We start from the raw sequence: 23369 nt of genomic DNA on the forward strand, positions 1-23369 counted from the left end.
AACCCGCCCGGCGTCGCCTCGACGAGCGCGGCCAGCATGCCAGCCCAGATGCCGCGGCCCGACCACCGATGGTAGCGGTTGTAGATCGTGGTCGACGGACCGTAGCAGGCCGGGCAGTCCTGCCAGCGCCCGCCGTTCCTGAGCATATGGACGATGCCGCTGATGACGCGCCGGTCGTCCACCCGCCGCGCGCCAGGCTGGTTCGTCGGCAGCAGCGGCGCCAGTGCCGCCCACTGCCGGTCTGTAAGCCAGAACTCACCCGACATGATCCAAGCTCCGCTACCCAGCAGCTTGAATCACACCCCACCGCGCCGCAGCGAGAACTGATTGGGTTTGGAGCCTAGTGCAGGGTGAAGACCCCGTTGGCGTAGCGCAGTTCCGCCGGGCGGGTCAGCGCGGTGCAGGCGACCCGGACGGAATGCAGCGGGCCGTCGATCTCGCGCTGCCAGAAATCCAGGAAGCGGTTCAGTTCCGGGAATTCCGGCGCGTGGTCGATCTTCTGCCAGACGTAGCTCTGCAGGACGTGGGGGTGGTCCGGCATGTGGTAGAGCAACTCGGCGGTGGTCATCCGCCAGTCGCGGAATCGGAGGATCGGTTCCAGTCCCTGCAGCACCGTCATTCTGCCTTTCCCTGTGCGGTGGCGCCGTGCGGTTTCAGGCGGGCGGGGCCTCTGACGGGTCGCTCGCCGTCATCAGGATGACATGTGCGGTGCAGCGCATGGCAAGAAAAATCTTATAATATCAATCTATTAGCACTCGCGTTCGACGAGTGCTGCCGAACGCTTGACGCCGCCGGAGCCGGGGCTTAGATCGCTGGCACTCCTCTGGGGGGAGTGCTAACGGCCGGGGTGTTCCGGCAACCGGCCAGGCTTCCCAGGGCGAGCCGTCTCATTCCGAGGCTCAGGAGAGGATAGCTTCATGAAGTTCCGTCCCCTGCACGACCGCGTTCTCGTCCGCCGTATCGAGGCTGAAGAGAAGACCCGCGGCGGCATCATCATCCCCGACACCGCGAAGGAAAAGCCGCAGGAAGGCGAAGTCGTCGCCGTCGGCGCGGGCACCATCAACGAGAAGGGCGAGGTTCGCCCGCTCGACGTGAAGGCCGGCGACCGCATCCTGTTCGGCAAGTGGTCGGGCACCGAGGTGAAGCTCGATGGCGAGGAGCTCCTCATCATGAAGGAGAGCGACATCATGGGCATCCTCGAGGGCACCGCCGAGGCGAAGAAGGCCGCCTGAGGCGCCGCTTCCGCTTCCCCGATCAACACAGAATTCCAGAGGTAGAGACACATGGCTGCTAAGGACGTGAAGTTCGGCGCCTCCGCCCGCGAGCGTATGATCCGCGGCGTGGACATCCTGGCCGACGCCGTGAAGGTGACGCTGGGCCCGAAGGGCCGCAACGTCGTCATCGACAAGTCCTTCGGTGCCCCGCGCATCACTAAGGACGGCGTGACGGTCGCCAAGGAAATCGAGCTGGCCGACAAGTTCGAGAACATGGGCGCCCAGATGGTGCGCGAAGTGGCCTCGAAGACGAACGACCTGGCCGGCGACGGCACCACCACCGCGACCGTGCTGGCCCAGGCCATCGTGCGCGAGGGTGCGAAGGCGGTTGCCGCCGGCATGAACCCGATGGACCTCAAGCGCGGCATCGACAAGGCCGTCGCCGAGGTGGTCAAGGAACTCGAGTCCAAGACCAAGAAGATCACGACCTCCGCCGAGGTCGCGCAGGTCGGCTCCATCTCCGCCAACGGCGAGACCGAGATCGGCGAGATGATCGCCCAGGCGATGGAGAAGGTCGGCAACGAGGGCGTCATCACGGTCGAGGAAGCGAAGAGCATCCAGACCGAGCTCGACGTCGTCGAGGGCATGCAGTTCGACCGCGGCTACGTCTCCCCGTACTTCATCACGAATGCGGAGAAGATGATCGCGGAGATGGATGACCCCTACATCCTGATCCACGAGAAGAAGCTGTCCCAGCTGCAGCCGATGCTCCCGCTGCTCGAGGCGGTGGTGCAGTCGGGCCGTCCGCTGGTGATCGTCGCCGAGGACGTCGAGGGCGAGGCGCTGGCCACCCTGGTGGTCAACAAGCTGCGCGGCGGCCTCAAGATCGCTGCCGTGAAGGCGCCGGGCTTCGGCGATCGCCGCAAGGCGATGCTCGAGGACATCGCGATCCTGACGGGCGGCGAAGTCATCTCCGAGGACCTCGGCATCAAGCTCGAGACCGTGACGCTCGCCATGCTCGGCCGCGCCAAGAAGGTGCGGATCGAGAAGGAGAACACCACGATCGTCGAGGGTGCCGGCAAGAAGGACGACATCAAGGGCCGTTGCGAGCAGATCAAGGCGCAGATCGAGGAGACCACCTCGGACTACGACCGTGAGAAGCTGCAGGAGCGCCTGGCGAAGCTCGCGGGCGGCGTCGCGGTGATCCGCGTCGGCGGCTCGACCGAGGTCGAGGTGAAGGAGCGCAAGGACCGCGTCGACGACGCGCTGCATGCGACCCGCGCCGCGGTCGAGGAAGGCATCGTCCCGGGCGGCGGCGTGGCCCTGCTGCGCGCCTCCCAGAAGCTGGCCGGCCTGAAGGCCGACAACAACGACCAGCAGGTCGGCATCGAGATCGTGCGCCGCGCGATCCAGGCGCCGATCCGCCAGATCTCGGAGAACGCCGGCAAGGACGGCGCCGTGGTCGCGGGTGAGGTGCTCCGCACCGACAAGTACGAGTTCGGCTACGACGCGCAGTCGGACGAGTACAAGGACCTGGTCGCCGCCGGCATCATCGACCCGACCAAGGTCGTGCGCACGGCCCTGCAGGACGCCGCTTCGGTGTCCTCGCTGCTGATCACCACCGAGGCGATGGTCGCCGAGCGTCCGGCGAAGCCGGCCGCGGCCCCGGCCGGCGGTGGCGACATGGGCGGCATGGGCGGCATGGACTTCTGATCCTTCGCGGATCGGGAGACCGAGAGGGGGCAGTCCTACGGGACTGCCCCTTTTTCGTTCCGGTGTGCTATGGGGCGGCGAAATCTGCCTGTCCGGGGAAACGCCCATGAAGCGCCGCCATATCCTGCTCGCACCCGCGCTCCTCGCGCCTGCCCTTGCCCGCGCGCAGGGCGGCTGGCGGCCGAACCGGCCGGTCACCATGATCGTGCCCTATGCCGCGGGCGGCGGGACCGACATCGTCGGGCGTGAGTTCGCGCAGATCCTGTCGCAGAAGATCGGCCAGACGGTGGTGGTGGACAATCGCGGCGGCGCCGGCGGGTCGATCGGCACGCTCGCCGCGGTGCGCGCGCGCGGCGACGGCTTCACCTTCCTCTATGCGGTGTCCTCGAACATCGTCATCAACCCGCATGTCTACCGCACGCCGGAGCGCGAGGATCCCGCGCGCGTGCTGATCCCGGTCGGCATCCTGGCGAACTACCAGTACATCCTGGTGGGCAATCCGCGCTGGCCGGTGACCAACCTGCAGGAGCTGATCGCGCAGGCGCGCGCCAAGCCGGGCGAGGTGACCTTCAGCCATTCCGGCAATGGCGGGAACAACCACCTGGCGGGCAAGCTTCTCGCGCGCATGGCCGGCATCGAGCTGTCCGACGTCGCGTATCGCGGCACCTCTCCGGCGCTGATGGATGCGGTGAACGGGACGGTGCAGTTCAACATCTCCTCCCCGCCTCCCGCGATCCCGCTGGTGCGCGAGGGGCAGCTTCGCCCGATCGCCGTGACCGGCGCGCGCCGTTCCCCGACCTTCCCCGACGTGCCGACGGTCGCCGAGCAGGGGCTGCCCGGATATGCCGTGACCGGCTGGCACGGTGCCTTCTTCCCGCCCGGCACGCCGGCCGAGCCGGTCGCGGCGCTGCGCGCCGCGGTCGCCGAGATCGCGGCCATGCCGGCCTTCCACGAGAAGCTCGGGCGCGATGGCCTGGAGCCGCTCGCAGCACCCGTTTCGACCGAGGCCTTCATCGCGCAGGTGCGCGACGAGCACGCCTTCTGGGGGCGCACGATTCCGGAGCTCGGCATCCGGGTGGAATGATCCGGTCGCACGGTTTTGTTGACGCCCCCGGCGCAATCTGCGTCAGATCGAAAGGTCGAGCTGTTCCTTGCCTCGCCTTGCCGTGCCTCCGGAGACCCGGTCGCCTCCAAGCCGATCCCGGGTCCGGTTGCGACATGGCGGTCGCGAACATCGCGCCCGCGGCGACAAGGAGGGGATCGCATGGCGATCGGCACCGTGAAGTGGTTCAACGCGACGAAGGGCTTCGGCTTCATCGTCCCGCAGGATGGCGGCAAGGACGTGTTCGTCCACATCACCGCCGTGCAGAAGGCCGGCCTGACCGGGCTGAACGAGAACCAGAAGGTCAGCTACGACGTGGCGACCGAGCGCGGCAAGGCCGCCGCGGTGAACCTGAAGCCGGTTTGAGGCTTCCGCGCGCCGCGTCCCCGATGTTCACGCTCGAGGAACTGGAGGCGGCGGCGCGCCTCGTCCACCGGACCTTCGCGGCGACGCCCCAGCTGGCGTGGCCGCTGCTTTCGGCGCGCAGCGGCGCCGAGGTCTGGGTCAAGCACGAGAACCACACGCCGACCGGCGCCTTCAAGGTGCGCGGCGGCCTCGTCTACATGGAACGCCTCAATCGCGAGCGACCACGGGTCGCGGGCGTGATCAGCGCGACGCGTGGCAATCACGGCCAGTCGCTCGCCTATGCGGGCCGGCAGCAGGGTGTCGCCGTCACCATCCTCGTCCCGCACGGCAACAGCGCCGAGAAGAACGCGGCGATGCGCGCCTTCGGGGCGCGGCTCGTCGAGCATGGCGAGGATTTCGATGCGGCGCGGGAGGAAGCTGCGCGGCTTGCGGCTGTCGAGGGGCTGGAATTCGCGCCCTCCTTCGCACGCGACCTGGTGCTCGGCGTCGCGACATATGCATTGGAATTCTTCCGCGGCAGCCCGCCGCTCGATGCGCTGTACGTGCCGATCGGCATGGGCTCGGGCATCTGCGGCTGCATCCTGGCGCGCGACCTGCTGGGCCTCACCACCGAGATCATCGGCGTGCAGAGCACGGGCGCGCCGTCCTATGCCCTCTCTCTCGCGGCGGGGCACGTGGTGACGACCAACCGCGCCGAGACGCGTGCCGACGGGATGGCGACACGCGTGCCGGATCCGCAGGCCTTCGAGATCATCCGCGGTGGCGCGGCACGCATCGTGACCGTCACGGACGATGAGGTCGCCGCGGCGATCCGCGCGCTGTGGCAGGACACGCACAACCTGGCCGAGGGCGCCGGCGCCGCCGCGCTGGCCGCGATGCTGCAGGAACGCGAGGCGATGCGCGGCAAGCGCGTCGGCCTGGTGCTGTCGGGCGGCAACATCGACCTCGACCTGTTCGGCGATTGGGTGCTGGGGAGAGCATGACCGACCTTCTGCTGCGCAACGTCCGCCCGATGGGCGGGACGGCGACCGATGTCCTGGTGGTGGGCGGGCGCATCGCCGCCGGGCCCGCGCCCGCCGGCACGCCCGAGGAGGACGGGCGGGGGATGCTGCTGCTGCCCGCCTTCGTCGAGGGGCACACGCACCTCGACAAGACGACCTTCCATTTGCCGGACTGGCTGGTGAACGAGGTCGGGCCGCGCATCGAGGACAAGATCGACACCGAGCGCGAATGGCGTGCGCGCACGGGGCATGATGCGGGCGCGGCGTCGCTCGCGATGGCGAAGGCCTTCCTCGCGGCGGGGACGACGCGCATCCGCAGCCATGTGGATGTGGACACGTCCGGCGGCACGACGCATGTCGAGCGCGTGCTGCAGACGCGCGAGGCGATGCGCGGACTGCAGGAGATCCAGGTCGTCGCCTTCCCGCAATCGGGCATCCTCGGGCGGCAGGGGACGGAAAGCCTGCTGGATGCGGCGCTCGCGATGGGGGCGGACATCGTCGGCGGGCTCGATCCCTGCGCGATCGAGCGCGATCCGGTGAAGCACCTCGATGTCGTGTTCGGCCTGGCCGAGAAGCACGGCAAGCCGGTCGACATTCACCTGCACGAGCCGGGGACGATGGGGGCCTTCTCGCTCGACCTGATCCTCGAGCGCACGCGCGCGCTTGGGATGGAAGGGCAGGTCGTCGTCAGCCACGCCTTCTGCCTGGGCGACATTCCCGAGCGCGATCGCGATGCACTGCTGGCGCGGATGGCGGCTCTGGGCGTCGGCATCGCGACGACGGCGCCGGCCTCGCGGCCCGTGCCGCTCGTCGCCCCCTGCCGCGCGGCGGGGGTGACGATCTTCGGGGGGAATGACGGCATCCGCGACACCTGGACGCCGTATGGGTCGCCCGACATGCTCGAGCGCGCGATGCTCATCGGTCTGCGCAACAACTTCCGTCGCGACGACGAGGTCGCGATCGCCTTCGACTGCGTGAGCGCGGCCGGGGCCAAGGGATGCGGCTTCGCGGATTACGGGCTGGCGTCCGGCGCGCGCGCGGACCTGGTGCTGGTGGAGGCACGCAGCCTTGCCGAAGCGGTGGTGGCGCGGCCGGTGCGGAAACTCGTCGTCTCGGGCGGGCGCGTCGTCGCGCGCGACGGGGCGCTGCTGGCGTGACCGAGGCCTCCGTTGTCGTGGAGCGCGCCGCGGAGACGGCGACGCTTTGGCTCGCGCGGCCGGAGCGCGGCAATGCGCTCGGCGCCGAGATCGTGGACGCGCTGGATGCCGGCATCGACGCGGTGCTCGCAGACGGCGTGCGGCTGATCGTGCTGCGCGGGCGCGGGCGGAATTTCTGCACCGGGCTCGACCTTGCGGATCTCGAAGCCATCAGCGATGGCGACCTGGCGCTGCGGATCCTGCGCATCGAGTTGCTGCTGCAAAAGATCCATGCGCTGCCGGTGACGACGGTCGCCGTGGCGGGCGGGCGAGTGTTCGGGGCCGGGGCGGACCTGTTCGCCGTCTGCGACCATCGCATCGCGCTGCGTGGGTCGTCCTTCGCCTTTCCCGGGCCGGCCTTCGGGCTGGTGCTGGGGACCGGGCGCCTGGCCGGGCTGGTGGGCGACACCGCGGCGCGGCAGGTGCTGCTCGCCGGGCAGGCAATCGAGGCACAGCGGGCGCTGGAACTGGGCCTCGCGACCGCGGTGATCGAGGAGGACGCGGTCGACGGCGCGATCGGGGCCGTGCATGCGGCCGCGACGCGGCTCGATGCCACGACGGTCGCGGCGCTGCATGGGCGCACGCGGCATGCGGATGATGCGGGGGACCTGGCGGCGCTGGCGCGATCGGTGGCGCGGCCGGGGCTGAAGGCGCGGGTGGAAGCCTATCGGGCGAAGGTCGCCGCGGCGCGGCGGTGACGGATCCGCTCCGTGGACGCGAAGGGTCTTCGCGAATGATGCCAGGCCGCGTCGGGTCAGGAAGCGTCATGTTCTTGGCGTGAGACTTGCGTGCCACCATGGGCCGCCGGGTCCCCACGCAGGAGCGTCTCGCATTCACAAGTCTCATCTCCGCCGCGTGGTCCGCCGCCGGTGACCGCGGCGAGGGCCTTGCGCGTCGCCTTCGGCCTGGCGTTGGGCGGTGTCGGCGGCGCGGTCTTCGCCTGGCTGCACCTACCCCTGCCCTGGCTGATCGGGGCGCTGGTGGCGGTCGCCGCGGCCCGCATCGCGGGGGCGCCGGCGGAAGGCCATCCGCAGCTGCGCAACGTCTTCCTGGGCATCATCGGCATCGCGCTCGGCCTGTACTTCACGCCCGCGACGGCGGCGGTGCTCATGGCCAAGGCACCGGTGCTGCTGCTGGCGGCCTTCATCACCCTTGCCATCGGGGCGGCGCTGGCGCCGATCCTCGCGCGCCGCGCCAAGGTGGACATGGCGACGGCCTGGTTCGCCTCCATTCCCGGCGGTGTTGCGGACATGGCGATGCTGGCCGAGGTCTATGGCGGGCGGCCGGGGCCGGTGGCGTTGGCGCAGCTGCTGCGGGTCTGCTCGGTGGTGGTGCTGGTGCCCAACATCTTCGCGCTGCTCGGCCTGCGGGGGGATGTGCCGCAGGCGGCGACGATCCTGCCCTTCGTGCCCTGGGTCCTGGCACTGCAATTCGCCGGCGGGCTGGCCGCGGCGATGCTGCTGGTCCGGGTCGGCGTCCGGGCGGGATGGATGCTGGGGCCGCTCGCGGTGACGGCGGCGGTGACGGCCTCGGGCATCACGCTGTCCGGATTGCCGCCCTGGCTGACGGCGGCGGCGCAGGTGGTGCTGGGCACGAGCCTCGGTGCGGCCTTCGGGCGGGAGAGCATCCGCCCGCTACGCCGTTTCCTCCCGCATGCCGTGAGCCAGGTGCTGCTGCTGATGGCCGGCTGCGCGACCGCGGCGGTGCTGCTGTCCTGGCTGTTCCACGAGCCGATGGGAGCAATGATCCTCGGCACCGCGCCCGGGGGCGTGGCGGAGATGAGCCTGACGGGGAAGGTGCTGGGCCTCGACGTCGCGCTGATCGTGACGCTGCACGTAACGCGGATCTTCCTCGTCACCGTGCTGACGCCGCCGGCCTTCCGCCTGCTGCATGGGCGGCAGGGGAAGGAATGACCGGCGGCGTGGAGCCGCGGGGGAGGGCTCGGCCCACCCCCGCTGCGGATCAGGCGGCCGCGTCGACCGGCTGGTAGGGCAGGCGCTTCACGCGATCCATGTTCATCCCCTCGATGCGCAGCAGGCGCGTCGGGCCGTCGCGGCGCGGGGAGTGCAGGATGCCGGGCTCGTACAGATACGCATCGCCGGGCTTCATCGCGTAGTCGCGGATGCGCTTCGCCTTGCCGGGCGTGCCTTCGCTCGGGCGGGCGAGGCACTCCCAGTCGGTCATGATCGTCTCGCCGGCGGCCTGGCCGTAGATCGCCCAGGACGGGCCGTGGTCGTGCGGGCCCGAGGTCTTGGCGTCGTGATAAGCATGGGCGAGGACGGTGAAGCCGAGTTCCGGATCCTCGTAGAGGACCTGCCGCTCGGGCGTCTTGTCGTTGATGTTGGCGGCGACGAAGGCGGGGTCCTTCAGGGCCTCGCGCACCAGGTCGCAGACCATCTGGCGGCCTTCGGCGCCGGGGTGGCCCTTCAGCGCGGCGCGGGCGCGCTGCACGAAGTCATCGAGCGTCATGGGCATGGGCTTTCTCCTCCCGCCTCGGTTCGGGGCAAACAATGCTCCCGGGCGGGCACGGACGGAAGGGGTCAGGGTTCGGCGAGGAAGGCGCGGGTTTCCGCGACCGCCTGGGCGAGGCCGAGGCGACGGATCAGCACGCCGGGCGGCAGCCCGTGCAGCAGGCGGGACGGGCAGCGCGCGTCGAGCATGACGAAGACGCCCTTGTCGTCGGCGCGGCGGATCAGTCGGCCGAAGGCCTGGCGCAGGCGGTGCCGGGCGACGCGGTCGTCGTAGTCCTTGGGCCGCCCGCCCGAGAGGTGCAGGCGCCGTTCACGGTGCAGGATGGTCGGGCGCGGCCAGGGCACGCGGTCGAAGACCAGCAGGCGCAGCGCGCGGCCCGGCACGTCCACGCCGTCCCGCATCGCATCGGTGCCGAGCAGGCAGGCATGTTCCTCCGCGCGGAAGACATCGACCAGGGTGGCGTTGTCCATCGCGTCGACGTGCTGGGCGTAGAGCGGGATTCCGGCCTGTTCGAGCGGGCCGGCGATGCGGGTATGGATTTCCCGCAGGCGGCGGATGGCGGTGAAGAGGCCGAGGCCACCGCCGCCGGCCGCCATGAACAGTGCCTGGAAGGCGGCGGCGATCTGCCCCGGGTTTTCCCGCGCGACATCGGTGACGACGAGGCAGCGGGTGCGGGACGCGTAGTCGAAGGGGGAGGGGACGGCGGCGCGGATCGCGGGGATCGGCAGGTGGCTCGCACCCGTGCGGGCCTCGGCCTCGTGCCAGGCGGTCTCGGGGTCGTCGTCGGCCTCGGCCTCGTCGCGCAGGGTCGCGGAGGTGATCAGCACGCCATGGGCGGGGGCGGCGACGGCGCGGGCGAAGGGCTCGGTCGGGTCGAGGTGATGGCGGTGCATGCCCGCGTCCGTGTCCGCGCCGCCGCGGCGTTCGAGGGAGAGCCAGTCGACGAAGGTCGGCCGCATGCCGGGTTCAGGTGGATCGCCCTGGATGGTGGCGAGCATCCCCTGCCAGGCTTGGCAGGGCATCAGGACGCGGCGTTCGAGGGCACGGCAGGCGGCCTCGATGCGGATGCGGTCGCCGACCTCGAGTTCCTCGGCCTCTTCCTCGAGCCGCGCGGCGAGGCGGTCGCGCAGGGCGCGGGCGGGTTCCTCCAGGCGCGACAAAGCGCGGGCGAGGGCTTCCGCGGCCGGTGGCAGCGCCTCGGCGACCGGGAAGAGGTCGCATTCGGAATCGTAGAGTCCGGCGTCCCGGCTGTCCTGCGTGCGGGCGAGGACCTGTTCGCGCACGGCGCGGAGGAAGGTCTCGCCGGCATTGGGGGTTTCGTCGGGGCGCGCGGGGGTGCTGCCACCGAGCCGCGACGGCCAGCCATGGACCGGCAGGGCGCGGGCGGCCTGCAGCGCGGCGTCGAGCTGCGCGTCGAGGTCGGGGCGGTCGCCGATCAGTTCCTCGAGCCGCCGGCGCAGGCCGCGGGCTCGGGACCGGCCGCCCTCGGCACCCAGCAGCCAGCGGCGCATCTCGGCCATCTCGGCGCCGGAGAGATCCGCGGAGAAGGCGGAATCGGCGGCGTCAAAGAGGTGGTGGCCCTCGTCGAAGACCAGGCGCAGCGGCGGGCCGTCCTCCCCGCCGCCGAGGGCGGCCTGGACCATGACGAGGGCGTGGTTGGCGACGACGATCTCGGCGGTCTTGGCGCGGCGGATCGAGTGCTCGACGAAGCAGGCCTTGTAGTGCGGGCAGGCGGAATGGATGCATTCGCCGCGACGGTCCGCGAGCGGCAGTACGGCGGAGGGGCCAAACAGCTCCGCGATCCAGCCGGGGAAATCGCCGCCGAGCAGGTCCCCGTCGCGTGTCGCCAGCGCCCAGCGCGCGACCAGGCCGAGCGCGACGGCGAGGTGCGGGGCCGGGATCGCCGCGGTGAGGTCGTCGAGGTTCAGCAGGCAGAGGTAGTTCTCGCGCCCCTTGCGCAGGACGACGCGGCGGCGGCGTTCCTCGGGGTCGGGGAAAAGCCGCGCGGTCTCCTGGTCGATCTGGCGCTGCAGGTTGCGGGTGAAGGTGCTGATCCAGACCGGGGCGCCGTTCTTCTCGGCCCAGAGGCTGGCGGGGGCGACATAGCCGAGCGTTTTGCCCGTGCCGGTGCCGGCCTCGGCGAGCACCACGGCAGGCGCGCCCGGATAGGCACGAGGCTGGAAGGCGCCGGCGGCGGCGGAGGCGTAGTCGGCCTGCTGGGGACGTTGTTCCGCGCCGGGGCCGAGGATCTCGGCCAGGCGCCGGCGGGCCTCGGCCGGTTCCACCGGGAAGGAGGCCGCCGGGGTCGGTGGCGCGTTGTCCTCCCATTCCGGGAGGCGTCGCCAGACCTTGTAGGCGCGGGCGTCGGGCTTGGCCTTGGGGTCGCCGAGGGCTGCCAGGACCGAGGGCGCCCAGGGCCAGCCCGCCTCGCCCATGCGCGCGGCGAGCGCGGCGGCATCGCGGTTGCGCGGGGCTTCGCGCGTGTCGGCGAGGTGCTGGAGGAGATGTGTCGCGATGTCCGGCAGCAGCGCGACCGCCGATTCCTCATCGGCCGGCTGCGGCAGGTCGAGCGCGAGGGCGAGGCCGCGCGGCGTCGGTGCGCAGGGTTCCGCCGGGCGGCAGAAGGCGAAGAGCTCCAGCAGGTCGTGCGCGGCGTCGAAGTCCGGCAGGCCGAGACGGCGCGCCGTCGCCGGCGCGTGGACGAGCAGCGGCGCGGTGTCGCGCACCGCCTTCGCCGCAGCCTGGGTGTCGAGGACCTCGATCTCGCCATCCGTCGTCAGCAGGACGGCACGGCCGAAGCCCGCGACGAGCGACGGCACGTCGGGCAGGAGGAGTCGCGGAGCGGTGGCCATGGCGCACCCTAGCAGGCGTGGGCGGCGCTGGCGTGAAGGTCGGGGGAGGGGAACCTGCCCCTATCTCCTCTTTTGCCGAACATGTGGACATAGAGGCAACGATATCGCTGGCGGTGTCCACTTCCCCGGGCCTGAAAGCATCTGCCGCCTGAAGCATCTGCATCAGCCGGCCGACCAACTCAATTCCCGGCGGGTCATCGGGCCCGTCGCCGGGGGAGACGATCACCCGGTCGATCAGTGCCCGGGCGGCCTCGAGCGCGGCGGGGTTGCCCTCTGCGTCGAGCGCCTCCCGGAGGCGGGCGACCTGCGAGGCGTAAACCTCGGCGATGTTCGGGTGCAGCGCTGGCGCGGGCGGCATCTCGCGCCCGATCTCGGCCTGCAAGGCGTCGCGACGCGCCCGCAACTCGTCGAGCTTCTGCTGAAGGTCAGGTGCCTTCAGCCCGTCCGCGATGGCGTCGACGAGGTTCGCGAGCTTGCGCTCCACGGCGCGTAGCTCCTGCTCCCGTCCGGCGCTCGCGCCGGCGGCCTCCGCGCGGCGCTTGTTCCAGGCCGTGATGAACGAGGCGCAGAACCGCTTGACCAGTTCGGGATGCATCAGCCGGGCAGCGAGCGCCTCGAGCACCTGCGCCTCGAGCTGGGGCCGCCGGAGCCGCCGCGTATTGCGGCAGCCGTGGCCGTTTCGCGCCGCGGAGCAGCCGAGGTAGTCCTTGCCGAGCGAAGTGAAGGTCCGGCCGCAGCAGCCGCAGACGACCTTCTCGCTGAGCAGGTGCCGAGGCCGGCGGCGTTCCCAGAAGGCCGGGCGGCTTTCCGCGGAGACAGGCGCCGCCTCGGCCATGAGGCGAGCCTGCGCCTTCTCCCAAAGCGCCTCATCGATGATGCGCAACTCGGGCACCGCACATTCGATGATGTTCTCTGGGTCAGCCATGCGCAGCACCTTGCGGCCGGCGACCGGTTCGCGGAGCTTCTTGTGGCGTCCCCAGACCAGGCGGCCGACGTAGATCGGGTTTCTCAGGATGCCATCGCCGCGCTTCGGTCGGCCGCGGATCGTCGCGTCGTTCCAAGGCGCGCCGTCCGGGCCAGGGACGCCCTCTGCATTCAATTGCCGTGCGATCGCGCGCGGGCTGCGCCCGGCGCAATATGCCTCGAAGACCCGCCGAACCACGGGGGCGGTAATCGGGTCGGGCTCGCGCAGGCCACGTTCAGGCTCGCCGTCGGGACCGAGGCGGCGGATCATGCGATACCCGTAGGGTACGCGGCCGAAACTGCGTCCCAGACGGACACGCTTCGCCTCCCCTCGCCGCGTATGCTTCCCGATGTCGACGAGCGTCTGGGCGTTGAAGATGCCCTTCACCCCGAGCTTGAGCGGGTCGATCTCGCCTTCGGTGACCGTATGCATTTGCACGCCCAGGAAGCGCGCCTGCTTGTCGAACGCGGCCACGTGCTCCAGGTCGCGCGAGAAGCGGTCCTGGCTCCAGGCGAGGACGGCGTCGACGTCTCCGGCCCGCATGGCGGCCAGCAGGGCCTGGTACCCGGGGCGAAGGGTGGTGGCGCCGGAGATCGCGGCGTCGGTGAAAGTCTCTACGACGGTCCAGCCCTGCCCCTCCGCATACGCCAGACAATGGTGCACCTGGTCCTCGATGGATCCGGCGTTCTGCAGTTCCGAGCTGAAGCGCGCGTAGATGGCGACCCGGAGGCTCATCGGCTGCCCCGTCCCTGGCGCTGCCGTCCGCCGCGGCCGATCCGATCCCACCCGTACCTCCTCGCCGCCAGGATTTCCGTTTCCTGACGCAGACGTTCGATCAGGTCAGCATAGCGCCGTGCGGCAGCGTCTGCCTTGGCCTCATTGTAGTTCTTCATCTGGACCTCGGCGCCATGGCCGAGCATGGCGGCGGCCTCGGGAAGCAGTTCCGGTGCTTCGGTCGCGACCGTCGTGGTGATGAAGCGGCGGCAGGCATGCGGCCCGAAGGACCAGCCGAACCATTCTCGGCTGCGGCGCCGGACGGCGTCCGTCAATCCGCGCGTCGTCAGCGGCGTACCGCCCGCCCCGATCCAGAAGGCATCGGTCGGTGCCGCGCCGGCAAGCTTGGGCCGGACCACCTCGACGTAGACGTCGAGCATCTCGCTCATCTCATCCGGCACCGGCCAGGTGATCGGCACCTGGGTCTTCACATGTTCGGGCGGCAGCCTGATCACCCAGCGGTCTGCCTGGCGCTGGATATCCTTGCCGATCGCCATGCTGGCGACGGAGGCGATGCGCGGCCCGCGCATGGCGAGCATGCCCATAAGGGCGGCGTCGCGGATGGCGCAGGCGCCGTTGGCATAGCCGCGCCCAGAGAGCCCAGCCCGGAAATGCGCCTGTGCGCGATCGGCGATCTCGCGCAGGTGAAGGTAAGGGCGGGCGCGGGGCTGCTCCGGCAGCCAGCGGCGGAGCGGGATGCCGTGCGGGCGGACCATGAAGCGCGTATCCGCCTCCGGCGCGATCAGCCGCAGCGCGATGCGCAGGCCGGAAAGGCGAGCCCGGATGGTGGTGTTGCGGTTCCCCCGCGCGCGCTGGTCCTCGATGAAGTCGTCGAGATGCGCCGGCGTTGCCCGGACGGCCGGCGCCGTGCCGGGATCGAGGAGATCGTGCCGCGCGAGGAACCCGAGCCAGACGCCGTAGTCCTGGAAGGCCTTGCGCAGCGTCGCCGGGCGCAGGCGACGCGCAAGGCGGTTGGGGCCGAACAGCCCTGCCGACGGTGTGGTCCGCATCTCCCAGAGACGCCGGTCCTCCGCCGGCCACGCCGGGAAGGGCAGACTGAGGCGCGGGCCCCTCACGTTTTCCTCCGGCGGATCCGGCTACGGACCTGTTTGCCGAGCACCAGAGCGCGCGTCTCCTTGCGGCGCCGCTCAATGATGCCCGCGAGACGCTCTGCGGCGCGGTCGGTCTTGCGGGAGCGGTAGAAGATCATGCTGACTTCCATGGTCCTGTGGCCGAGCAGGAGCTGCAGGTCACCGATCGCCTCGGGCGTCTCCTCCAGCACCAGCGAGCCGCAGAAGGCGCGAAACAGGTGGACGTTCACCTTGGCCCCGGCGTGACGATGGACCGCGTCGACGATCGCCTTGGCGAGGCCGCCCGGGTCGCGATGGGCGTCCGCGCGGTCGCGATGCGGGAAGAGCCAGTCGGAGGAGGAGCCGGGCCCGCTGTGGGGGCGGAAGCCCGTGACGTAGCGATCCAGCGCCCTCGCGAGCGCCGCGCTGACCGGCCAGCGGATGGGATCCGAGTTCTTCGTCTCCTCGCCGGCGATCATCAGGTGCGTGACCTTCTCGCGATCGCGGCCGAGCCGGAGCAGGTGCTGGCCCATGCGGAGCGACGCAAGGTTGCTCAGCCGCAGCGGGCAGCAGAATTCGAGTTCGATGGCGAGCGCGATGGCGGCGAGCCAGGCCGCCTCGCGCGGGCATGGCGGTCGGGCCTCGACGCCGGGATGCTCGGGGGTGCCGTCGCGGATGCGCTCGGCCAGGCTGAACAGCGTGTTCGGCAGATGAAGGAACGCGCCGAGATTGTCCGGGTCCGAGAACTGGCTGAGGCGCCGTTCATTCTTGGCCGTCATGAAGCGCTGCTTGGGCGGGCGAACCTCCTTGAGATCCTCGAGGACCGGGCCGAGACGATCCGTCGGGAGCTTGACGTGGTGGCGCGCCAGGATCGCGAGCGTCGCACCCATGATGCCAAGCTGCGCGCCGACCTTCCCGCCCCCACGTTGATGGTGCCAGTTCAGCAGGGTCTGGAGGTTGTCGCGCTCAAGCAGCACGGCGAGGGCGGTGATGCGCTCGACGGGAAAGCCAGAGTGGACCAGGCCGGCGATGGCGAGGCGCAGGGCGACCATGCGCGTCTGCACCGAGCGCGGACGCAGCGGGCGGCGCAGCCCGTCATGCTGGAACAGCCCCTTGCGGTTGGCGCCCGACAGCCGCTGGCGGAACGCCTCGATATCCGCCCGCAGCGAAGCCGGGAGCGCCTCGAGCGGCAGGGAATACTGTCGCGGCTCGACAAGGGGCGCGGAGAGGCGATGCGCGGGCCAGCCCTGCACGGTCGCGGTGGCCTTGTTCCAGGCGCTGACGACGCGGCGGATCGTCGCGTGAGCGGTGCCCCGGATGTCGCGCTGTCGGAGGTGTTCCCGATAGCAGCCCACCGTTGCATCGCTCACCGCCGCGGGCACGATGCCGTGCGCCGAGCAATACCGGACAAAGGCCCGCAGGCGGATCCAGCCCTTGTCGTCGGACATCGCCGCGATCAGCGGCTCCCAGGACGGCAGCAGGTCGGCGGCGCTGCGGCGGCGCTCCTCCATCAGGCCGAGGCGCTTGAGAAGGTAGGCGATCCAGCCGCGGTAGGCCTTGAAGGTCGTGTCGCTGACGCCGCAGGCCGCGGGCGTCGTCGCCGAGAGGATGGCGCGGACGTTATCCACGGTGAACGGTATCGCGCCGAGGTCCGTGCCGGCGGCGCGCCCGAGCATGGTGACCGCCGTGCGGAGGTCGCGGCGGCGGGAGGGCGTGAGGTCGTCCCAGCTGTCGATCAGCCCGGGGATCGCCGGCAGCCCGGCCTTGCCGATGCGCTTGCAGGCGCGGGTCGCCTTGCGGCCGGCGACGGCGAGCGCGCTGAGGGGCGGTGCGATGCGCGAGGCAGCGGAGGGCTTAGCGTTGGCCGCGATCATCGCGGCGGGCGGGGTCATCTTGTTCATCGTGGGTATCCATTTTTGGCGAACAGGAAACAGCCGGTAGTTCTTCGGCGCGGCCCACCCATCATGCAGGAGATCAACGGCCGACCCTTTCGCAGGGGACGTACGAAGCCGTTGGAAACGCAATGCTTTCACAGCCACCCTGAGCGGATCAGGCGCTCGACGTCGGCGCGCGCGTAGTAGCGGCGGCCACAGATGCGCGTGGCGGGCCGCAGGATCCCGTCCCGTTCCCAGTTCCACAGCGTGCGGACGCCGATGCCGAAGATCTGCGCGACCTCTGGCGCGGTTAGGAGGAGCGGCTCCTTGTCGTCTGTCACGACGGGCGACCCTTGTGCCGCGTGGCGCTCGCCATCGTCGCAGCGGAGCTTGGCTGGGGGACAGAACGGGCCCCTTCCCAGGAGCGGCGCACCGCATCGTCCGCCAGCGCGTCGACGAGGGCAAACCACCGTGTGAAGTCTTCGCAACCGGGAGGTTCGTGGGAGGCGAGCGCGTGACCCTGCTCGCGATCAGCACCGGTCCCCGGCAACGCCTTCGTCGCCGGCGTGTTCCGGTGGCTGGCGCTCTGGCATGACGGGGTGCGGCGACCGCTCATGGCGATCAAGCCGAGTAACGGCATGGTCGGACGCGTGCGAGAACGCGCTACTCGGAAAACCTCCCGATTTTCGACGCGGACTGCGGCCGGCGGCCTGGGCTCCTCCGCTCCGTCGCTCCAGGCGCGCCAACCAAGCAGGAAAACGAAAGACCCCGCCGGATTGCTCCGACGGGGTCTTGGTCATAGTGGCGGGCTACATTCGCCCGTGCTCCGCATCGAGGGCCAAGCCGACGATCGCGACGGCCTTTTCGGACAGCCGCCGCGTTGCGCGATCCAGGGCGTCTGCCGCGCTCGCCAGGTTTTGGTTCGCGTTGTCCAACGCCTCCTGCAGCTGGCGCGCGTCGTTCGTCCCGCCCAGGCGGTCGTGTTCCGCCGTGAGGCGGTCTACCGCCGTCGCGACGTCACGCGAGGCGTCGACGACAGCCTGGAGGTCTTCGGACAGCTCGAGCCAATCCAGGCGCGCAGGCGCGCCCGGCTCCGATTGCTCGGTCATCATGTGCTCCAATTTCACGAGGATTGGCTTGGCGGCTGCTCATGCGCCGCCAATCAAGCGGGAGGATATCCGCCCGCTTCCGCTATATTGTCACCCCTTTGAATAAATCAAATAATTACGGCGAAAAATCCGCAGAAATCACAATAATATTAGGCATATGCCCTCTTAATACAGTGCAGTTCTTAAGGGGCCGGGATGGTGGTGCGACCTGTTCAGCGACTGCCCGTGGACTTCAGGATCTCAACCACGCCTCCGCGGACGGTCCCGGCCGAAAAACCGACGGCGTCGTTCGCGAGCATCTCCAACGCGAATGCGCCAAAGCCCTTCGCGTTCTCGCTCATGGTTGGCGCGTCCGACCGGTACTGCTTCCAGAGGCCCAGGAGCCACTCGAGGCCCATCACAAGCGCATCGTGCCGTTCGGGACGCCCGCCACCCGTCGCCACCGCTTGCTGGTCAGCGAGCGCTCCGAACCCAAGCGTGACCGTCGCAAGCAGGTTCTCCAGACGGTGCAGTTCGGTCAGGCGCGTTTGGTACTGGTGCTGGCTGACCTCGGCCGGAGCCTTCGAGGCTTGGGACGCCAGGGACGCGGCGTCGCGAGCGAGCTCGTCGCGCCTTTCGACGCCCAACTGGAGGGCCTCCACCTGCGAGCGGAGATCGATCTTCCCCAGCGCCGCTTGGAGGCGCCCGGCGGCACCGGCGACCGCGTTGAGGTCCGCCTTGCGAGCGCTGCGCCGGCCTGGCGTCTCGTTGGTCGACCGATACTTCGCGACCAGGAAGGCCAGATCGCGCAGGCGCGGACCGGCCTGCTGCGCGCCGAGGTAGGTGACAGCCAGCAGGTCGTAGTCGGGCGTCGAGGTCATCCGTGTCTCATCGGCGGGGGTGAAGCAGGGAGAAGGTGAAGATCAAACGCGCGAAGGCCGCAATAGATCGTCCCGAAACCGAAGCAAAATCGCGTCCGCTCAACTATGAGTAGTAAGTCCCTGTTCTGGTGGTGAGGCTCGGAGCTTCGGGCAAAGCGGGACCAGTCCCGCGCCGAAGCGCCGGATGGTCCCGCCTGCCCTCGCGATCTGTTCCGGCGGAGCCGGCCCGTCGCCCTGGGCCCGCGTGCCCCTGGAGGCGGACACGCGGCACGCTCGCTTCTTCACGAGGGCTGCCTGCACCCCCGGGTGGCCTTGGGCATCGAGCGTCAGCGGTGCCCTTTGGGTGAATGCCACCAGTCCCACAGTTCCCGTTCGTTCGGCGCGCTGCCGTCTGAAACCGACCACGCCGTCCGGCCGTGTGCCCATGGCAGGGCACAGAGCGCGTCGGACGTACGGCGCCGCATGGCAGTCGGCACGGGAATGTTGCTGGAAGAACCTGTCGATTTTCGACGGCCGTCGCGAAGCGCCCTGAGGCGCTCGTTGGCCATGCTCCCGGTCTGCATTAATCCGAGTACAGTTGCCGAATTGGCTGCCTGTCAGAAGAACTCACCTGTGCGCGAGTAGCGTGTGCTCACGCTCCGCAGAACCTTCTTCACGTCGGCCTCGTTGGCGAGCTCGATCAGCCTGCCTCCGCGATCCAGCCGCATCCGCCGCAGGAAGTTGAAGAGCATCGCGGCGCGCACCGGCACCTCGACGATGCCGTCCTGCATCTGAAAGTCGGCGGCGACCGCCCGCTGCTGGCTCGGGCTCAGGTCCTGCGATGGCCGGATGTGCACGGAGACCAGTGTTTCCCAATCCTCGTCGCGCGGTACTGGTTCGGCTGCGCGCTCTCCCCGGATCTCCAGCATGCGCGGAAAAACCATGTCCTCGTGCCGCTCAGCGGCATGGTTGAAACCCCGCATGTGCCAGCGGAGGCCATCCGAGGCGATGGCGAGCGGCGTCACCCATCGCCAGGTCGGGTCCGGCTCCTCCGCCTCCATGGTCTGGTACAGGATCTCGAGAGAACGCCGCCTGCGCAGGGCGCCTGCGACGCGCCGCACCAGCCACGCATTCAGTTCACGCCGGGGCATCGGCAGTACCTCGACCGCGAAATTCTGGCCCGGAACGCCAGTTGCCTGACGGTGGAGCCACGCCTCGGCCGATGGCGTCCCAAAAACTGGTTGGAAGCCATCGGTCGTCAAATATGCCTTGGCGTGCCGGTCGTAGAGCAGATTGCCTGGCGCCAGCTCTTGATACTTCCCGAGATCGGCCGTCGCCTGCGGGACTGAGACGCCGAAGCGCTCCATCAGGTCCGCCCGGTTCACCCGGCCTTCCCAGAACGCCTGCTCGTCCAGGAAGCGCAGCCGTGCGCGAGCACCATGGCGCATGTCGGTGGGAGGGGGCGGCGAGTTGGGATCCATATGCACATAGAAACTATGTTGACGTGTCGGCACAACAAGCATAGTTTCTATTCGTGCCGCGAGGCGGCGCCCAGACCACCTCAACCGGGAAACTCCAGTCCGATGCCTCTCCCCCTGAGGCGCCTCCTGGCGCCGCTGCTCCTCGCGCTGACCGTGCCGGCCTGCGCCACAATAACCACCGGCACCACGTCCACCATCTCGGTCGTCACCGACCCGCCAGGTGCATCCTGCACCCTGATCCGCGGCGGCGAGACGGTCGGCATCGTCAACCCGACGCCGGGCAGCGTCTCGGTCAGCAAGTCCATGCGCGCGATCGACGTGCGTTGCACGCGGCCGGGGCATGGCGTCGGCACCGCCGCCGTTGGTTCGGATTTCCAGCCGATGACGGCGGGGAACATCCTAATCGGCGGGCTGATCGGCATCGCCATCGACGCGGCCTCCGGGGCCGCCGGAAGCTACCCGGGAAGCGTGATGGTCTCTCTGCCGCGCGCGGATGGGGCAGTTCCCGGCGTGCCCACCACCCCTCCGAGCACGCCGGAGGACTACGCCGTCCGCGCGGCCGAAATCCGCCGCAGCTACGACGAGCGTATCGCCGCGGCGCGCGCCTCCTGCACGGACGCCACGATGCGCGAATGCGAGCGGACCATGGGGATCCTCGAACGGGATCGCGACGCCGAACTGCGGCGACTGCACCAGCTTGGCCAGGCCGCCCGCACGGGCGTCTGACCAGGGGGAGGGCGGCGGGTCCCAGCAGCCCCCGGGATCCGCCGCCCCAACTCTCAGCCTATCGAAGCCGGGCCGCGTCGTCCTTTACGACGCGGGCCAGTACTCCTGCCGGAGCCAGCGCGCGGCGCAGCCGAACGTGCCGCGACCTTCGAACCCGGCGTCCGATAGAAGTTCCCGGTGGCCGTAGGGGAGGATGTCCGTGCAATTCCAAAGCAGGCCGCAAAGCGCAGCCGCCGTAAGCGTATTGCCGCGGAGTTCGATGGTCGGCGCAGGGTCGCCCTCTTCCCAATCCTCAAAGCGATCGAGAAGCTCGAAGAAGGCATCGCGCAGGTCGCCCGGCGCGTGTCCACCACGCGAGGGCTTGAAGCGGGACATCAAAAGAATGCTCAAAGCAAGGCTCCTTTGTCTGCCAACTGCACCATGCAGTTCAGGCGGAGTGTTCCCCCTGCCGACGGGTGAACGTTGCCTTGCCAAGCCGTGCCGCCATCGTATGGCGGTGAGGTCGAAGTCATACCGGCAGATTTCGACACTCACTGACTGCGTCGATCAAATCGGCGCCTTGCAAACCTATACGGATGCGCGCGGCCATTCAACCGCTTCGTCCGCCATGGTTGCCTCGCCACCCACAACGCGGCCTGGGCGTCGGGCATCTCCTGACCCTGGCCGCAAAAGCTCTGGCGCGAATGTTCGCCGTCTCACAAACATGCATGACATCGCCGGGGGGGAGGGCCAGCCAAGCACCCGGACCTCGGCCCCAACAGGCACCGAAATGCCCACGGACGAAATCCGTAATCAGGTCGATGACATCTGGAGCGCGTTTTGGGCCTGCGGCGTGTCAGCCCCACTCAACCTGCGGAATGCGATCTACGAATGACTGCCCTTAGCATCGTTCTTTGGAACATTGAATTTCGTGATCGTCACTCTCGAGACGGGCGCGAGTTAAGGGCTCGAATTGAGGAATGTGAACCTGACCTCGTCTGCATCACGGAGGGTCATCCTGATTTCCTTGATCTCCCGCACACAGCTGTCGCGTCGGCGAACTATGGGTATCCGAATGGCGATGGCCGCTTGAAGGTGATGCTGTGGAGCCGGGCGCCGTGGCGCAACATCGATGCGGTCGGGGACCACGAACTTCCGCCAGGCAGGTATGTCTCCGCGACGACCGAGACGCGGGCTGGAACCATTCGGGTCCACGGCATCTGTATTCCTTGGGCCCAAGCGCATGTTCGTTCGGGACGGCGTGATAGGCGCCCCTGGGATGAGCACCGCCAATTCGTAGCGGGGCTCGGGAGGATGCTGAGATCCGAAGACCCATCGCGGGCGACCTTGGTCCTCGGCGATTACAACCAACGCCTGCCGCGGCGGTACACGCCGGTAGAGGTTCATCGGGAATTGCAGGCGGCGTTTCCATCGTCCCTTCGGTGCGCGACGGAAGGGGCCATTGAGCCTCTTCGAAAGGCCTCGATCGATCACCTGCACCATTCACTGGACCTGGAAGTGGCGTTCGTTCGCAGTCTCTCGAACGTGGGCCCATCCGGCCGTCCACTGAGTGATCACTTCGGGCTGCACATTCAGCTGCGGCGTGCCGGCTCCCGATAATGTCCACGCGTTCCCTCAGTTCGTCGCGTAGCCCCGAGCGTTACACTTTGTGCGACCCGGATGCTTCGCGGCTGCGATGCCGGCGAAATGAGGTCGTGCTGCCGTTGGGCTGACAACGATGGAAAGACAACCGAGCCGACTGCGCGGCCAGTGGAAGGAAAGAAAAGGCAATGTGGCTGATCACGTCCTTCGGTTTCTTCAGTGTCGTCCAGAAGCCAGGTGACAAGGCAGAAGGCAGCCTCACCGTGCGCGCCCGGGTCGCAGGTGACCTTGATCGCTTGCGGTCCGAGTTCCTCCCGAGCCTGGGTCCGACCAAGGAGCATGCTGGTACCGACTACCGCTATCGCGCGCGGGCGCCGCGGGGAGACGTCGCTGTTGCTCTCGCCAATATCGCGATGAGCATCGAGTACGGGAACTTCAAGGACGAGGTAGCGAAGCGGCAGGGAAAGACCCGTGCGGCAACCTACGGCAAGGTCTGGGATGTCCTGTTCGGCCTGAAGGCGGACGAGGCCTCGAAATCTGCGTCCGTGTCCTCGGTGCCGAAGGCCGCCGAGGTGTCGACCGACGGCCTCAAGGTGGCCTATGGCGGCGTCGTCCTCGATGCTGAAAACCGCGTGCTGTTGCGCGAGCCAGCCAGGCACTTCGACGGCTATGTGTGGACCTTCCCGAAGGGTCAGCCCGACAAAGACAAGCCCGAGACGCCGGAACAGGTCGCCCTCCGCGAGGTGAAGGAGGAGACCGGCTACAAGGCCAAGATCACCAGGCCCCTGCCAGGTAGCTTTGCCGGCGGTACCACGGTGAACCGCTACTTCCTGATGGTGCCGGCCGGTGCTCCAGGGAAGTTCGACAAGGAGACTGCCTCGATCCGCTGGGCGACATTCGACGAGGCCGCCGACCTCATCGCCCAGACCACGAACGCCAAGGGCCGGGAGCGGGACCTCGCAGTACTCGCGGCTGCGCGCGCTGCCTGTCATGCCAGAAGCGCCGGACGCGACGAAACCTCTGGTCAGTAAGACC

At 69.3% G+C, this 23369-nt stretch carries 22 protein-coding genes and 1 pseudogene; 11 read left to right on the top strand and 12 right to left on the bottom strand.

Translation table 11 applies throughout. The annotated features are described in order from the left end of the window. Together GWK15_RS14835 and GWK15_RS14840 are read right to left on the bottom strand one after the other, a co-directional pair. Positions 1–266 (bottom strand): transposase (locus tag GWK15_RS14835; RefSeq protein ID WP_168042137.1); only part of this gene is annotated, 266 nt, incomplete at its 3' end. A gap of 74 nt (positions 267–340) precedes the next feature. Further along, positions 341–619: an usg protein gene (locus tag GWK15_RS14840; RefSeq protein WP_168042138.1), complete on the bottom strand. Its 279-nt coding sequence runs from the start codon at positions 617–619 to the stop codon at positions 341–343. A 298-nt stretch (positions 620–917) separates the two neighbouring features. On the opposite strand from GWK15_RS14840, the gene groES reads away from it, so the two are divergent. The 8 genes from groES to GWK15_RS14880 all read left to right on the top strand — a co-directional run bounded on the left by groES (position 918) and on the right by GWK15_RS14880 (position 8505). Continuing rightward, a complete protein-coding gene (gene groES / locus GWK15_RS14845) occupies positions 918–1232 on the top strand; it encodes a co-chaperone GroES (RefSeq protein ID WP_168042139.1) in 315 nt (104 codons plus the stop codon). Positions 1233–1283: 51 nt separating this feature from the next. Continuing rightward, positions 1284–2927 (top strand): chaperonin GroEL, encoded by a 1644-nt coding sequence (gene groL / locus GWK15_RS14850; protein WP_168042140.1) that lies wholly within the window; start codon positions 1284–1286, stop codon positions 2925–2927. A 106-nt stretch (positions 2928–3033) separates the two neighbouring features. Then, positions 3034–4011 (top strand): Bug family tripartite tricarboxylate transporter substrate binding protein, encoded by a 978-nt coding sequence (locus GWK15_RS14855; protein WP_168042141.1) that lies wholly within the window; start codon positions 3034–3036, stop codon positions 4009–4011. Between the two features lie 180 nt (positions 4012–4191). Beyond that, positions 4192–4395 (top strand): cold-shock protein, encoded by a 204-nt coding sequence (locus GWK15_RS14860; RefSeq protein ID WP_168042142.1) that lies wholly within the window; start codon positions 4192–4194, stop codon positions 4393–4395. Continuing rightward, positions 4392–5378 carry a threonine dehydratase gene (locus tag GWK15_RS14865; RefSeq protein WP_338147262.1) on the top strand — a complete coding sequence of 329 codons (987 nt, stop codon included), beginning with the start codon at positions 4392–4394 and terminating at the stop codon, positions 5376–5378. Before GWK15_RS14860 ends, GWK15_RS14865 begins: the two co-directional genes overlap by 4 nt. Next, positions 5375–6553, top strand: coding sequence for an amidohydrolase family protein (locus tag GWK15_RS14870; RefSeq protein ID WP_168042143.1), 1179 nt, complete (start codon positions 5375–5377; stop codon positions 6551–6553). Before GWK15_RS14865 ends, GWK15_RS14870 begins: the two co-directional genes overlap by 4 nt. Next, positions 6550–7290: an enoyl-CoA hydratase-related protein gene (locus GWK15_RS14875; RefSeq protein WP_168042144.1), complete on the top strand. Its 741-nt coding sequence runs from the start codon at positions 6550–6552 to the stop codon at positions 7288–7290. Before GWK15_RS14870 ends, GWK15_RS14875 begins: the two co-directional genes overlap by 4 nt. A 189-nt stretch (positions 7291–7479) precedes the next feature. After that, on the top strand, positions 7480–8505 hold the full coding sequence (locus GWK15_RS14880) for an AbrB family transcriptional regulator (RefSeq protein WP_168042145.1): 1026 nt from the start codon (positions 7480–7482) through the stop codon (positions 8503–8505). Positions 8506–8554: 49 nt separating this feature from the next. On the opposite strand, the gene GWK15_RS14885 is transcribed toward GWK15_RS14880, so the two are convergent. From GWK15_RS14885 to GWK15_RS14920, 9 genes and pseudogenes are all read right to left on the bottom strand, one after another. Continuing rightward, positions 8555–9067 (bottom strand): cupin domain-containing protein, encoded by a 513-nt coding sequence (locus tag GWK15_RS14885; protein WP_168042146.1) that lies wholly within the window; start codon positions 9065–9067, stop codon positions 8555–8557. 65 nt (positions 9068–9132) lie between these two features. Then, a complete protein-coding gene (locus GWK15_RS25995) occupies positions 9133–11916 on the bottom strand; it encodes an ATP-dependent DNA helicase (protein ID WP_245211684.1) in 2784 nt (927 codons plus the stop codon). A 619-nt stretch (positions 11917–12535) separates the two neighbouring features. After that, a pseudogene (locus tag GWK15_RS26000) lies at positions 12536–13615 on the bottom strand (recombinase family protein); the annotation flags it as partial. Beyond that, complete coding sequence (locus GWK15_RS14895) at positions 13612–14664, bottom strand: site-specific integrase (protein WP_168042148.1); 1053 nt, start codon at positions 14662–14664, stop codon at positions 13612–13614. The gene GWK15_RS14895 and the pseudogene GWK15_RS26000, both read right to left, overlap by 4 nt. Before the next feature lie 62 nt (positions 14665–14726). Then, positions 14727–16625 carry a site-specific integrase gene (locus GWK15_RS14900; protein ID WP_168042149.1) on the bottom strand — a complete coding sequence of 633 codons (1899 nt, stop codon included), beginning with the start codon at positions 16623–16625 and terminating at the stop codon, positions 14727–14729. Positions 16626–16753: 128 nt separating this feature from the next. Next, positions 16754–16939, bottom strand: coding sequence for a helix-turn-helix domain-containing protein (locus tag GWK15_RS26585; RefSeq protein ID WP_168042150.1), 186 nt, complete (start codon positions 16937–16939; stop codon positions 16754–16756). 468 nt (positions 16940–17407) lie between these two features. Then, a complete protein-coding gene (locus GWK15_RS14910; protein ID WP_168042151.1) occupies positions 17408–17710 on the bottom strand; it encodes a hypothetical protein in 303 nt (100 codons plus the stop codon). Between the two features lie 209 nt (positions 17711–17919). Continuing rightward, positions 17920–18567 (bottom strand): hypothetical protein, encoded by a 648-nt coding sequence (locus tag GWK15_RS14915; protein ID WP_168042152.1) that lies wholly within the window; start codon positions 18565–18567, stop codon positions 17920–17922. Between the two features lie 596 nt (positions 18568–19163). Continuing rightward, positions 19164–20027 (bottom strand): WYL domain-containing protein, encoded by an 864-nt coding sequence (locus GWK15_RS14920; protein WP_168042153.1) that lies wholly within the window; start codon positions 20025–20027, stop codon positions 19164–19166. 102 nt (positions 20028–20129) lie between these two features. Here GWK15_RS14920 and GWK15_RS14925 point away from each other — a divergent pair, with 102 nt between their 5' ends. After that, entirely contained in the window at positions 20130–20753 is a 624-nt protein-coding gene (locus GWK15_RS14925) for a hypothetical protein (protein WP_168042154.1), read from the top strand. Positions 20754–20837: 84 nt separating this feature from the next. Here GWK15_RS14925 and GWK15_RS14930 read toward each other — a convergent pair whose 3' ends face one another. Beyond that, the gene (locus GWK15_RS14930) at positions 20838–21128 is read right to left on the bottom strand and encodes a hypothetical protein (protein ID WP_168042155.1); all 291 of its coding nucleotides are present in this window, start codon (positions 21126–21128) and stop codon (positions 20838–20840) included. 495 nt (positions 21129–21623) lie between these two features. Here GWK15_RS14930 and GWK15_RS26700 point away from each other — a divergent pair, with 495 nt between their 5' ends. Both GWK15_RS26700 and GWK15_RS14940 read left to right on the top strand, forming a co-directional pair. Next, positions 21624–22352, top strand: a complete 729-nt coding sequence (locus GWK15_RS26700; protein ID WP_168042156.1) for an endonuclease/exonuclease/phosphatase family protein — start codon at positions 21624–21626, stop codon at positions 22350–22352. Positions 22353–22522: 170 nt separating this feature from the next. Next, positions 22523–23365 (top strand): NUDIX hydrolase, encoded by an 843-nt coding sequence (locus GWK15_RS14940; RefSeq protein WP_209442229.1) that lies wholly within the window; start codon positions 22523–22525, stop codon positions 23363–23365. The last annotated feature ends 4 nt before the right edge of the window (positions 23366–23369 follow it).

Source organism: Neoroseomonas oryzicola (assembly GCF_012163135.1).
Lineage (GTDB): Bacteria > Pseudomonadota > Alphaproteobacteria > Acetobacterales > Acetobacteraceae > Neoroseomonas > Neoroseomonas oryzicola.